The sequence below is a fragment of the Pseudoduganella sp. SL102 genome (assembly GCF_027856995.1).
GTDB lineage: Bacteria > Pseudomonadota > Gammaproteobacteria > Burkholderiales > Burkholderiaceae_D > Rugamonas > Rugamonas albidiflava.
The window spans coordinates 3,903,748-3,917,029 of the sequence record NZ_CP115554.1; the positions used below are offsets into that span (position 1 = coordinate 3,903,748).

The window sequence follows — 13,282 nt, forward strand, 5'->3', positions numbered from 1 at the left end:
CAGAAAAACAGGCAGAAAAAAATACTTGTCAGGCTGCCTGATTAGGACTAGTATGAACTTCATATCAGGTAGCCTGATAAACGAGGCGAACCTGACAAACCAGACAAAGCAATGACACCGAGGAGACAGGCATGAGCAACTACGAAGGACGCTGGCAAACCGTGAAAGTGGACGTGGCGGACGGCATCGGCTGGATCACGCTGAACCGTCCGGAAAAGCGCAACGCGATGAGCCCCACGCTGAACCGCGAAATGATCGACGTGCTGGAAACGCTGGAACTGGACGACGACGCGCAGGTGATCGTGCTGACGGGCGCCGGCGAATCCTGGTCGGCGGGCATGGACCTGAAAGAGTACTTCCGCGAGACCGACGGCAAGCCGGAAATCACCCAGGAACGCATCCGCCGCGATTGCTCGCAATGGCAGTGGAAGCTGCTGCGCATGTACAGCAAGGCCACCATCGCGATGGTCAACGGCTGGTGCTTCGGCGGCGCGTTCTCGCCGCTGGTGGCGTGCGACCTGGCGATCGCCGCCGACGATGCCGTGTTCGGCCTGTCGGAAGTGAACTGGGGCATCCCGCCGGGGAACCTGGTCAGCAAGGCCGTGGCGGACACGATGGGCCACCGCCAGGCGCTGCACTACATCATGACGGGCGAGACCTTCACCGGCAGGCAGGCGGCCGAGATGGGCCTGGTCAACCGCAGCGTACCGAAGGAAGAGCTGCGCGACGCCGTGATCGCGCTGGCGCGCAACCTGCTCGAAAAGAATCCGGTGGTGCTGCGCTACGCCAAGCAGGGCTTCAAGCGCGCCCGCGAGCTGACCTGGGAGCAGGGCGAGGATTACCTGTACGCGAAGACCGACCAGTCGAACTACCGCGATCCGGAAAAGGGCCGCAAGGAAGGCCTGAAGCAGTTCCTGGACGACAAGACCATCAAGCCGGGCCTGCAAGCCTACAAGCGCGGCTGATCGCGCGCCGCGCAAGCCATCCTTTATAGTACGGGCCGGCCACAAGAGTCACGACGACCTGCCGGCCCGCGAGAATACCGAGGAGACACCATGTTCGAGACCGATCTGCTGGTGGACGGCCGCCCGTCCGCCGCTTCGAACGGCGCCGCGTTCGAGCGCCGCAATCCCGCCAACGGCGACACCGCCACCCGCGCGGCGGCAGCCACCGTCGACGATGCCCGGCGCGCCGCCGATGCAGCCCAGCGCGCCTTCCCCGCGTGGTCGGCCATGCCGCCGGCCGAACGCCGCGCCCTGCTGCTGAAGGCGGCCGACACAATGGAAAAATACCGCGCCGAGTTCGTGGCGCGCGGCGTCGCCGAAGCGGGCGGCAGCCCGATCTGGTACGGCTTCAATGTGACGCTGGCGGCCAACATGCTGCGCGAGGCGGTCGGCATGACGACGCAGATCGCCGGCGAAGTGATTCCGTCGGACGTGCCGGGATCGCTGGCGATGGGCGTGCGCCAGGCCTGCGGCGTGGTGCTGGGCATCGCGCCGTGGAATGCGCCCGTGATCCTGGGCACGCGCGCGGTGGCGATGCCGCTGGCTTGCGGCAATACCGTGATCCTGAAAGCCTCCGAACAATGCCCGGCCCTGCACCGGCTGATCGGCACCGTCTTCGAGGAAGCGGGCTTCCCGGCCGGCGTGGTCAACGTGATCACCAATGCGCCGCAGGATGCGGCTGCCGTGGTGGAAACGCTGGTCGCCCACCCGGCGGTGCGGCGCATCAACTTCACCGGGTCGACCCACGTCGGCCGCATCATCGCGCAGCAGGCGGCGAAACACCTGAAGCCGGTGCTGCTGGAACTGGGCGGCAAGAACCCGGTGGTGGTGCTGGACGATGCGGACATCGATGCCGCCGTCGAGGCGGCGGCGTTCTCGTCGTTCTTCAACCAGGGCCAGATCTGCATGTCGGCCGACCGTATCCTGGTCGACCGCAAGATCGCGCCGGCCTTCCTGGAAAAATTCGCCGCCAAGACGGCGACGCTGAAGGCGGCCCACGCCGATGCGCCGCTGGCCGGCATGGTCGACCCGGCCGCCGCGCAGCGCGTGGCGGCGCTGGTGCGCGATGCGGTGGAGCGCGGCGCGACCGTGCTCCCGGCGGTGCCGAGCGCCGATGGCAACCTGCTGCAACCGGCGATCATCGACGGCGTGACGCCGGACATGGCCGCGTACCGCGAGGAAGCGTTCGGGCCGGTGGTCTCGATCGTGCGCTTCGATGGCGACGAAGAGGGCATCCGTCTGGCCAACGACAGCGAATACGGGCTGTCCGCCGCCGTGTTCAGCCGCGATATCGGCCGTGCGATGGCAGTGGCGCGCCGCATCGAATCGGGCATCTGCCACATCAACGGGCCCACCGTGCACGACGAGGCGCAGATGCCGTTCGGCGGCGTGAAGGCCAGCGGCTACGGGCGCTTCGGCGGCAAGGCCGCGATCGCCGAATTCACGGACCTGCGCTGGATCACGGTGCAGACCACGCCGCGCCACTACCCGATCTGAGGAGGGCACATGATCGCATCTCAGATGCCGGGGCGCTGCCGCCCCGTGGCGATCGGCCGCCCGCAGGTCTCGGTACGGCGCTCGGGCGACGCCTGGTACGTGGACGCGGAAACGCCACTGGGCGAGGTGCCGCGCCGCTTTACGGATTGCCTGGTGCGCGGCGCCCGCGAGTTCCCCGAGCGCATGCTGGTGGCCCGGCGCGGGCCGGACAACGAGTGGATCCGCATCACCTATGCCGGCATGCTCGACCGGGCGCGCCGCATCGGCCAGGCCTTGCTGGAGCGCGGCCTGTCCGCCGAGCGGCCGCTGGTGATCCTGTCCGGGAACGACCTGCAGCATTACCAGCTGGCGCTGGGCGCCATGTATGCCGGCGTGCCGTACGTGCCCGTGTCTCCCGCCTACTCGCTGGTCGCCACGGATTTCGGCCGGCTCGGTGAACTGGTGGCGCACCTGACGCCGGGCGCTGTCTACGCATCGGACGGCAACGCCTTCGGCCGGGCGATCGCCGCCGTTCTCCCTCCGGATGCGGAGCTGATCCTGGATAGCGGCGACGTCGCGGGCGAGCTGTCCCCATTCCCTGCTACCCGCTTCGCCAGGCTGCTGGAGGCGGAGCCATCGTCCGTCGACGCGGCCAATGCCGCCGTCGGGCCGGACACGATCGCCAAGTTCCTGTTCACCTCCGGCTCGACGAAAAAGCCGAAGGCGGTGGTGACCACGCACGGCATGTGGAGCAGCAACCAGCAGATGCTGTTGCAGACCTTCCCGTTCTTCGGCGAGGAACCGCCGGTGCTGGTGGACTGGCTGCCGTGGAACCACACCTTCGGCGGCAGCCACAACGTGGGTATCGCGCTGTACAACGGCGGCACGCTGTACCTCGACGACGGCCGGCCCACGCCCGCCGATATCGGGCGCACGCTGGCCAACCTGAAGGAGATCGCGCCCACGGTGTACTTCAACATCCCGAAAGGCTGGGAAATGCTGACGGATGCGCTGGAAGCCGACGCCGGCCTGCGCGACACCTTCTTTTCGCGGGTGAAACTGTTCTTTTGCGCAGGAGCCGGGCTGTCGCAGGCCGCGTGGGACCGGCTCGACGCGATCGCGGTGCGCCATTGCGGCGAATCGATCCGCATCATGACCGGGCTGGGCATGACGGAGACGTCGCCATCGTGCACTTTCGGCACCGGGCCGATCGTGCGCGCCGGCTACGTGGGCGTGCCGGCGCCCGGCTGCCGGGTGAAGCTGGTGCCGGTCGGCGGCAAGATGGAGGCGCGCTTCAAGGGGCCGCACGTGATGCCGGGCTACTGGCGCATGCCCGCGCTCACGGCCGAAGCGTTCGACGAGGAAGGCTACTACTGCACCGGCGACGCGCTGCGCTTCGCCGATCCCGCGCAGCCCGACCTCGGCTTCATGTTCGACGGGCGCATCGCCGAGGATTTCAAGCTGGCCACCGGCACCTTCGTCAGCGTGGGGCCGCTGCGCGCGAAGGTGATCAGCATGGGCGCGCCGTACGTGCTCGATGTGGTGGTCACCGGCATCGACCGCAACGCCATCGGACTGCTGGTGTTTCCGCGCATGGAACACTGCCAGGCGCTCTCCGGGCTGGGGGGCGCGGCGACGCCGGCCGAGGTGCTGGCCAGCGCGCCGGTGCGGGAGTTCTTCGCCGGGTTGCTAAGGCAGCTGAACGCCGGGTCGACGGGCTCGTCGAACGCCGTGGCGATGCTGCGGCTGCAGGAAGAGCCGCCGTCGATCGATCACCGGGAGCTGACGGACAAGGGCACCGTGAACCAGGCGGCAGTCCTGGCGCGGCGTGCCGCGCAGGTGGAGGGGATGTACGAGGGTGGCGATCAGGCGACCATCCGGGCCGGACAACAAGGCAATTAAAAACATCATTGGAGGAGACACCATGAAACTTCGCATCGCATCCCGCAAGACAGCCCGCACCATCGCAGGCGCCATCGCCATCGCCTGCCTGTCGCTGGCCGGCCAGGCCCAGGCCCAGGACACCATCAAGATCGGCGTGATCGCCGCGCTGACCGGCCCGTTCGCCAACATCGGCAAGCCGTTCGAGGACGGTATCCGCACCTACCTGCACCAGTATGGCGACCAGGTGGCCGGCAAGAAGATCGAAGTGATCTACCGCGACGACGGCGGTTCCAACGCCGACCATTCGAAACGGGCGGCGCAGGAACTGATCGCCCGCGAGAAGGTCGACTTCCTGATCGGCTTTTCGCTGACGCCGAGCGCGCTGGCTGTCGCGCCGCTGGCCACGCGCGCGAAGACGCCGATGATCGTGATGAATGCCGTCACCACCGGCATTACCGACAAGTCGCCGTACATGGTGCGCACGTCGATGACGATGCACCAGATGACGGAACCGTTCGGCACCTGGTCCGGCAAGAACCGCATCGGCAAGGCGATCGGCACGGTGTACACGCTGGTCAGCGACTACAGCACGGGCGCCGATGCGGAGGCCAAGTTCATCAAGGGCTTCAGCGAGGCGGGCGGCAAGGTGGTGGGCTCGGCGCGCGTGCCGCTGGCGAACCCCGACTATTCGCCCTTCGTGCAGCGCGCCAAGGACCAGAAGCCCGATGCGCTGTTCTTCTTCGCCCCGGGCGCCGAGGATGGCACCGCGCTGCTGAAGGCTTTCACCGACAAGGGCCTGGACAAGGCGGGCATCCGGTTCCTGGGCGTGGGCGACATGACCAGCGATTCGCCGACGCTGGAAGCGCTGGGCGAGCGGGCGCTGGGCGCGGTGACGGTGCTGAACTACTCGACGGCGCTGGACAACGATGCCAACAAGGCGTTCCTGAAAGCCTACGCGGCGGCCAATCCGAAGCGGCCGGCGGCCACCTTCGTCACCGTGGCGGCCTACGACACGATAAGCATGATCGCCGAGACCGTGCGCAGGCTCAATGGCAAGGTTACCGGCGACACGGCGATCAAGACCCTGGCCGGCATGAAATGGAACAGCCCGCGCGGGCCGATCAGCATCGATCCCGCCACCCGCGACATCGTGCAGAACATGTACATCCGCGAGGTGAAGAAGGTCGATGGCAAGCTGGTCAACGCGCCCATCGGCGTGCTGGAGAACGTGCCGCCGCGCTGAACTGGCCAGCCGCTCATGGGCTGCCGCCGCGCCCGGCATGGCGATATACTGGCATGCCCTACTGACAAGGAGAATCCATGAGCGCTTACCTGGTGGTGGTCGATACGCTGGCCGATTGGGAGATCGGCTATTTGACGGCGGAGCTGCACAGCCGCCGCTTTTTCGCCAACCCGCTGGCGGACTTCAAGTTCCACAAGGTGGGCGTGACGATGGACGAGGTGACCAGCATGGGCGGCGCGGCGCACACGCCCGACCTGGCGCTGGCCGACCTGGTACTGGACGAGGGCGACGTGCTGATCCTGCCGGGCGGCGAGCGCTGGGACCAGCCGGAGCTGCGCCCCGTGCTGGAATTCGCCCGCGACGCGCTGGACGCCGGCCGCAACGTGGCGGCGATCTGCGGCGCCGTCGATGGCCTGGCCAGCGTCGGCGCGCTCGATGCGCGGCGCCACACCAGCAACGACCTGGGCTTCCTCAAGCAGGCGTGCCCCGACTATCGTGGCGAAAAGCTGTACCGGCAGGAGCCGGCGGTGCGCGGCGACAACCTCGTCACGGCGTCCGGCCTGGCCCCGCTGGAATTTTCCGCTGAAGTGCTCAAGATGCTGAAGGTGTGGCGGCCGGAGACCATCCGCGCCTGGTACCAGCTGCACAAGACGCGCAAGGAACGGTGGTATCACGCGCTGGTGGCGTCGATGGGGCCGGCCCAGGAGTGATCCGGCGCGGCGGCGGCGGCGGGGAAATTCGCTGGCGGCTTTGGCGATTTTCGTAATTGCCGCTGCGCCGCGATGGCGGGAGAATCCAGGCGGTGCGCCATGCCGGCGCGCTCCCGTCTCCAGGATCGCCATGAAGCCATTGCGTGCCGCTGCCATCATCCCCGTTCTCTTCCTTGTCGCGTTCCCGCTCGTTTCGCACCCACTGTCCGCACAGGAAAGCCGCTCCGGCGCGGAGGTCCCCGCATACGCCGTGAACGGCACCACCGGCGCGCCGCTGGGCGGCTTCGGCGCCGGCGCAGTCAAGTTCGATGCGAACACCGGCACGTTCGCGGCGATGCTGCGTCCACCGGCCGATGCCTACGATTTCGAGCGCCTGAAGCATGCCGGGTTCGCGCTGTTCACGCAGCGCGCCGGCAAGGTGGCCACCGTGGGCACGCTGAAGGCCAGGCAGGCGGACGGCACGCCGGACGACGATGCGATCTGGCCGCTGCACCGGGTGAATTTCGGGTCGACGGCCGGCATCGCCGTCCGGATGACGGCATTCGCGCCGTTCGACCGGCGCGATCCGGGCCGCATGAGCCTTCCCTACGCCTTCTATGAATTCACGCTGGTCAACGAAGGGGCGACGGCGGCGGAAGCCGCGCTGGCGCTGCGGCTCGACGTCGGGGATGCCGCCGTTCATGCCGTGCCCGGCAAGGGTTTCCGTTCCAGGGCCTGGTCCGTCTACGCCGCGGCCGAAGGCAAGCCGGCCGTCATCAGCGCCGGTGGCGAGGCGGGCTTCCTGGCGCGCGGACTGGCCAGCGACGAGGGCGCCGGCGGCGTGACCGGCACTGCGGTCAAGGTGCCGCTGGCGGCGGGAGAAACCCGGCGCGTCCGCTTCGTGCTGGCGTGGTACGAGGATTCCGATCCCGAACGGTCGTGGTACCTCGGGCAGCACCGCGATTCCTCCACCGTCGCCGATGCCGGCCTGGCGCACTTCGGCGCGCTGCGGGCGAACGCCGCGGAGCTGGTGGACCGGATGCGCGCCTCGAACCTGCCGGACTGGCTGAAGAACCAGACGCTGAACACGCTGGTCAACCTGTCCACCAATTCGATGTACAAGAAGGATGGCCGCGTGGCGTTCGCCGAAGGCCAGTGGACCTGCTTCGGCACGATGGACCAGATGTGGCACGCGCGCCAGATCATGGGCCAGCTGCTGCCGTTCTTCGCCTGGGAGGAGCTGAAGTACTGGGCGCGCACGCAGATGAAGAATGGCCAGATCCACCATGACACCAACAAGATGGACGTGGGTGCCGACCGCGCGCTGCGCTCCGTGATGGTGGACTGGGACGATACCGAGCATGCCGACTACCGCGATATCGCCAGGTGGGTGGACCTGAACGCGGGTTTCATCGTTTCCGCCTACGAGACCTATGAAGCGACGGGCGACCGCGCGCAGTTCGAGGCGATCTGGCCGAACGTGAAGCGCGCGGCGCAGCGCATCCTCGACCAGGTCGAGCTGTATGGCAGCAAGCAGTACCCGTACACCTTCGACCACTCCGAGAATTCGTATGACGCCGGCGGCGATCCGAATCCGTTCAACGCCAGCCTGTCGGCCGTCGCCTACAAGCTGATGACGCGGCTGGCCACGGAGCAGGGCGAGGCCGCGCTGGCGGCGCGCTACCAGACGGCCTACGACACGGTGGTGGCATCGTTCCGCGCGCGCTACCTGAACGAGGCGGGCTTCCGGCTGGGCAAGCACAGCGAAGGATACTTCGGCGGCCAGTGGCTGGCGCTGACCATGAAGCTGGGCGAGATCTGGCCGGCCGCGGACCACGACTTCGTGCTCGCCAGGCTGAACGACTACTACCAGCCGTACTACCGGGGCCTGGGCTACGCGGACGGCACTTATGACGAATGGACGCCGTACATCGTCACCCATTACGGCGGCCTTCTGCTCAATTCAAGGCGGGCCGGCGAGTGGGCAGCGCTGCAGAAAGACGCGTACCAGCGCCAGTACCTGGACCGCAACCATGTGTTCAATCACCCGCTGAACATCCTGCCGCTGGTGAAGACGCCGGTGCCGGTGGCGACGGAAATCCGCAGCAAGAAGCAGTACATCAGCCTGCCGGCCCTGTGGCGCAACTACTACGACATCGTCGGCTACCACCGCGATGCCCGCAGCAAGGCGCTGTGGCTCAAGCCGATCGTGCTGCCGGAGATGAATGGGCGGATGACGGAGGCGCTGTACGCGTCGCCGGACGGCTACGGCACCGTCAGCGTTACCACGAGCGGCCCGCATGGCCAGGACAAGGAACTGCTGTTCAAGCCCGATGCGCCGGTGGAGGTACGCACGCTGCACCTTGCCGACGACTTTGGCGACGATGTGTCGGTGACCGTGAATGGCCGCAAGCTGCCGGTCAGGCGCACCGGCAGCGGATATGCGAAGGAACTGGCGGTCGACTGGCATGGCACGGTCGACACATCCGGCTTGAAGGTCACCGTCTCCGGCTCGCCGGGCGCGGCGCCGCCACCGCCGCCGGCGAAGTCCACCCGGCCGGCGCCGGTCGACTCGAAGAGCCTCGCCAGGATCGATCCCTACAAGCCGGTGCAGGCGTCGAAAGCCGGCAAGTCGGCGGGAACCTCCGTGGAAGTCGATACGACCGGGCGCTCCTATGTGTCGTCGATCAACAACTTCGACTGGCTGCAGTTCTCGCGGGTGGACTTCGGCGCGGGCGGTGCGACCAGCTTCACGGCGACGGTGATGGGCGCGGTGCCCGGCGCCGGCATCGAGATCGTGCTGGACGACGTGGCCGGCTATGCGATCGGCTCGCTAGTGGTGCCGGCCGGCGCCGACGGCAAGGCCTGGACCACGGTCTCCACGCCGGTGAAGCGCGTGACGGGCGTGCACAATGTCTTCCTGCGCTTCCACGGCAGCTCGCAGGACAGCCTGATGAACCTCGACCGGGTGAGTTTCGGCGCCGCGCCGGCCGCCGCGGGTGGTGGCGCGACAGGGCGGTAGCGCATTCCGATACCGCCGGTCGCGCCTTGCGCGGCTGTATCGCTTGCCCATTTGTTCTTCCGCAAGCCGATGTGACAATTCCCGACCGGCCGGCCTTCGGCCCAGCACGGAAGGGAAGACATGAACCTCAACAGAATCGTCTGGTGCGCGCTTGCCGTGCTGGCCCTGGCCGGCTGCGGCTCGATGGCGGGCGAGCGCGGCATCCGCCAGGCGGGCAGCATCGTCGACTACCTGTACCCGGATGCCAAAGAGGCGCCGAAGCTGGAACCCACCGTGACGCGCCTCCGCCTGCCGCTGCGCGTCGGCATCGCCTTCGTGCCGGGCGGCGGCCGTAACGGCGGGTTGAACGAAACGGCGCAGCGCCAGCTGCTCGATCGCGTCAAAGGCGCGTTTGCGCAGCACGATGCCATCAGCGGCATCGAGGTGATCCCGGGCACCTACCTGCGTGCGCGGGGCGGCTTCGACAACCTCGACCAGGTGGCGCGCATGTTCGATGTCGACGTGATCGCGCTGGTGTCCTACGACCAGGTGCGCTTCAACGATACCAGCCGCCTGGCCGTGCTGTACTGGACCGTGGTGGGGGCCTACGTGATCAAGGGCGACCGGTACGACGTGCAGACGATGGTGGACGCCGCCGTGTTCGACGTGCGCAGCCGGAAGCTGCTGTTCCGCGCGCCCGGGACCAGCCAGGTGAAGGGATCGTCGACGATGATGGGCTACAGCGAGAAGATCCGTGGGGCGCAGACCGATGGCTATGCGCAGGCCGTCGACCAGCTGATCCCGAACCTGCGGGCCGGGCTGGCCAGCTTCAAGGAGCGCGTGAAAGCCGATCCGGGCATCCAGGTCGAGCACAAGCCCGGCTCGCGCGGCGCGGGCGGTACTGGTTGGCCGGTGGCGCTGGTGGTGGCCGGCGTGGCGGCTTGGGCGGTGCGGCACCGTGGCTGAACGCGTGCGCGTGACGCCGGTGCTGGCTGCATTGTGCGTGGCGGCGCATGGCCTGGGCGACCAGGTGGCTGCCGCCCTTGCCTGGGAGCGCGCCGCGATCCTGCACGGGGAGGCGTGGCGGCTGTGGACCGGTCATCTCGTGCATTACTCGCTGTCCCATGCGGCCGCGGATGCGCTGGCGCTGCTGGCGGCGGGGCTGCTGGCGGAGTCGATGCTCGGCGCGCGCCGCTTCGCCATCATCCTGGCAACCGGCGCCGCGTGGATTTCCATTGGCTTGCTGGCGTTCGCGCCGGCGTTGATCGAGTACCGCGGGGTTTCCGGGCTGGCGATGCTGGTCGCGGCGCTGGCTGGCGTGCTGGCATGGCCCGATCGGCCGGCACTGCGCTGGCCGGTTGCCTGCGCGGCGGCGGTGCTGGTGGCGAAAATCGTCTGGGAAGCAAGCGCGCCGGCTGCGACGGTGGCCGGCCTGCCGGCCGGGGTGGCGGTGGCGTGGCAGGCACACTGGCTGGGATTGCTGGCCGGCGCGTGCGCCGCGGCGTTTATATCCTGCCGAACACCAGGCTGGCGTTGACGCCGCCGAAACCGAAGCCGTTCGAGATGGCGTAGTCGGTCGACAGCGCGCGGGGCGCGCCGCTGACGATGTCGATGCCCTGCGCCGCCGGATCGGGCTGTTCCAGGTTCAGCGTGGGCGGTGCCAGCTGGTCGCGCAGTGCCAGTACGGTGAAGATGGCTTCCACGCCGCCCGCCGCGCCCAGCAGGTGGCCCGTCGCCGACTTGGTGGCCGATACGGCCGGCCCCTTGCCCGTGCCGAAGATGGCCCGGATGGCGGCCAGCTCGCTGGTATCACCGACCGGTGTGGACGTGGCGTGCGCATTCAGGTGCCCGATCTGCGCGGGGGCCAGGTTTGCCTGGCGGTTGGCCCGCTCCATCGCACGCCGCCCGCCGGCGCCGTCCTCGGGTGGGGAGGTCATGTGGTACGCGTCGGCGCTGGTGCCATAGCCCAGCACTTCGGCGATCGGCGTGGCGCCGCGCGCCAGCGCGTGCTCCAGTTCCTCGATGACGAGCATGCCGGCGCCTTCGCCCATGACGAAGCCGTCGCGCCCGGCATCGAACGGGCGGGACGCGCGGGCGGGTTCGCCGTTGAAGCCGGTCGACATGGTGCGGGCGGCGGCGAAGGCGCCGAAGCTGACGCGGTCGATGCAGGCCTCGGCGCCGCCGCACACGGCGACATCGGCTTCGCCGGCACGGATCAGGCGCAGCGCGTCGCCGATGGCCTGGGCGCTGGCGGCGCAGGCGGTGACGGGCGCGCCGAGCGGGCCGCGGAAGCCGTGGAGGATGGAGATGTGGCCGGCCGCCATGTTGGCCAGGAAGCTCGGCACCGTAAAGGGCGACAGCCGGCGCGGTCCGCGGCCATCGGTGGTGCGCACGGCATCGACGATGGCGCCGAAGCCGCCGACGCCCGAGCCTCCGACGATGGTGGCCGTGCGTTCACGGGCCTCGTCGCTCTCCGGGTGCCAGCCAGCCTGGTCCAGCGCTTCCTGGGCGGCGGCCAGCGCGAACACGCTGAAGCGGTCCATTTTCTTGAGATCCTTCGCTTCCACGGCGAGCGCCGGGTCGAAACCCCATGGGCAGTCCGGCGACAAGGGCGGCACCACGCCGGCCACGCCGGAAGCGATACCCTCGGTGATCTCGCCGGGCAATGTCACGAGCCCCGACCGGCCATCGAGGAGCCGGCGCCATACGGCCTCGACGCCACTGCCCAATGGCGACACCAGGCCCATGCCCGTCACGACGATGCGTCTCGTATTCACATGCACTCCTCTCAACCGATGAATCGGCAAAAATAGATAAAAGACGCCACACACAGGCTGACGCATGCGCGAGTCGGCATCGAATCCAGGCGCCAGTATAGGGAAGCATTGCAGGGAAGGTTGCCGTATCGCGCCAAAGAATATGCAAAATGCGCCATAATCGCCGTATGCAGCACTCTCCGCCCGGCACCCTGACCGTTTCCGCGCATTTCCTGCACGGGATGCTGCACTTCGTCCGCACCCGTCACGGACAAGATGTGGTGGCGCAGGTATTGGCCAGCGCCGCCATCCCGCATTCGCTGCTCGACCAGCCGGACGCGCGCCTCACCCGCCAGCAGTACGCGGCGCTGTATCGCACCGTCGCGGCGACGCTCGATGACGAAATGCTGGGCCTGTGGTCGCGGCCGATCCGCACAGGCACACTGAAATACCTGATGCTCAGCTTGCTGGATGCACCCACCGTGCTGGTTGCCATGAACCGTTTCGTTCGCTTCTGGAACCTGCTGCTGGACGACTACCGCCTGCAGATCTCGACCAGGAACGACCTGGTGCGGCTGGCGCTCGTGCCACGAACGGCCGGGACGCCGGTGGTACCGCTGGGGCACGAGCTGATGATGAAGCTGGCGCATGGCATCGCCAGCTGGCTGCTCGGCCGGGAGATCGGCCTGCACCGGGTGGAATTCGGATTCGCGAGGCCCAGGCATGCGGAGGACTACGCCTTCCTGTATCCGGGCGAAGTGCATTGCGATGCGGACCAGACGAGCGTCTACTTTGCCTACGCGGATTGCACGGAGGCGTTCCAGCGCGAGAAGCATGAGCTGTGGGCGTTCCTGAAACGCGCACCGGAAGACTGGACGTTTACGGCAATGCACCGTGCCTCGATCTCGGCCAGGACGCGCGAGTATCTGGAACAGAACCTGGCACGGCCGGTGACGATCCAGGAACTGGCGCAGGCGTTGCATGTGTCCGTCCGCACGCTGAACCGCCGGTTCGCCGAGGAGGGAACCCACTTCCAGGCCGTGAAGGACGGGCTGCGGCGCGATATCGCGGTGCACCGGCTGGCCAGCTCCAATACGGGCATGGCCGCGCTGGCCTTCGACCTCGGATTTTCCGACGCCACGGGTTTTTGCCGCGCCTTCAGGCACTGGACCGGCAGCAGTCCGTCGGACTACCGGAAGGGCACGCGGCAGGGAGAGTGAGCCGATTTT

The 13,282-nt window shown here is 68.0% G+C and carries 10 protein-coding genes; 9 read left to right on the forward strand and 1 reads right to left on the reverse strand.

Annotated features, from left to right (window positions below):
- The first annotated feature begins 131 nt into the window (after positions 1 to 131).
- From OU994_RS16490 to rrtA, 8 genes are all read left to right on the forward strand, one after another.
- Positions 132 to 965, forward strand: coding sequence for a p-hydroxycinnamoyl CoA hydratase/lyase (locus OU994_RS16490; RefSeq protein WP_281606736.1), 834 nt, complete (start codon positions 132 to 134; stop codon positions 963 to 965).
- 90 nt (positions 966 to 1,055) lie between these two features.
- A complete protein-coding gene (locus tag OU994_RS16495; protein ID WP_281606737.1) occupies positions 1,056 to 2,501 on the forward strand; it encodes an aldehyde dehydrogenase in 1,446 nt (481 codons plus the stop codon).
- A gap of 9 nt (positions 2,502 to 2,510) precedes the next feature.
- Positions 2,511 to 4,382, forward strand: coding sequence for a feruloyl-CoA synthase (locus OU994_RS16500; protein WP_281606738.1), 1,872 nt, complete (start codon positions 2,511 to 2,513; stop codon positions 4,380 to 4,382).
- 22 nt (positions 4,383 to 4,404) lie between these two features.
- A complete protein-coding gene (locus OU994_RS16505; RefSeq protein WP_281606739.1) occupies positions 4,405 to 5,607 on the forward strand; it encodes an ABC transporter substrate-binding protein in 1,203 nt (400 codons plus the stop codon).
- Positions 5,608 to 5,684: 77 nt separating this feature from the next.
- Positions 5,685 to 6,317, forward strand: a complete 633-nt coding sequence (locus OU994_RS16510; protein ID WP_281606740.1) for a DJ-1/PfpI family protein — start codon at positions 5,685 to 5,687, stop codon at positions 6,315 to 6,317.
- A gap of 130 nt (positions 6,318 to 6,447) precedes the next feature.
- Entirely contained in the window at positions 6,448 to 9,318 is a 2,871-nt protein-coding gene (locus OU994_RS16515) for a carbohydrate-binding protein (RefSeq protein ID WP_281606741.1), read from the forward strand.
- Positions 9,319 to 9,438: 120 nt separating this feature from the next.
- On the forward strand, positions 9,439 to 10,263 hold the full coding sequence (gene rhlP / locus OU994_RS16520; RefSeq protein WP_281606742.1) for a rhombotarget lipoprotein: 825 nt from the start codon (positions 9,439 to 9,441) through the stop codon (positions 10,261 to 10,263).
- A complete protein-coding gene (gene rrtA, locus OU994_RS16525; RefSeq protein ID WP_281606743.1) occupies positions 10,256 to 10,834 on the forward strand; it encodes a rhombosortase in 579 nt (192 codons plus the stop codon). Before rhlP ends, rrtA begins: the two co-directional genes overlap by 8 nt.
- Here the strand turns inward: rrtA and fabF are convergent.
- Entirely contained in the window at positions 10,803 to 12,074 is a 1,272-nt protein-coding gene (gene fabF / locus OU994_RS16530) for a beta-ketoacyl-ACP synthase II (protein WP_281606744.1), read from the reverse strand. The two genes, rrtA and fabF, sit on opposite strands and share 32 nt — an antisense overlap.
- Positions 12,075 to 12,241: 167 nt before the next feature.
- On the opposite strand from fabF, the gene OU994_RS16535 reads away from it, so the two are divergent.
- The gene (locus tag OU994_RS16535) at positions 12,242 to 13,273 is read left to right on the forward strand and encodes an AraC family transcriptional regulator (protein WP_281606745.1); all 1,032 of its coding nucleotides are present in this window, start codon (positions 12,242 to 12,244) and stop codon (positions 13,271 to 13,273) included.
- The last annotated feature ends 9 nt before the right edge of the window (positions 13,274 to 13,282 follow it).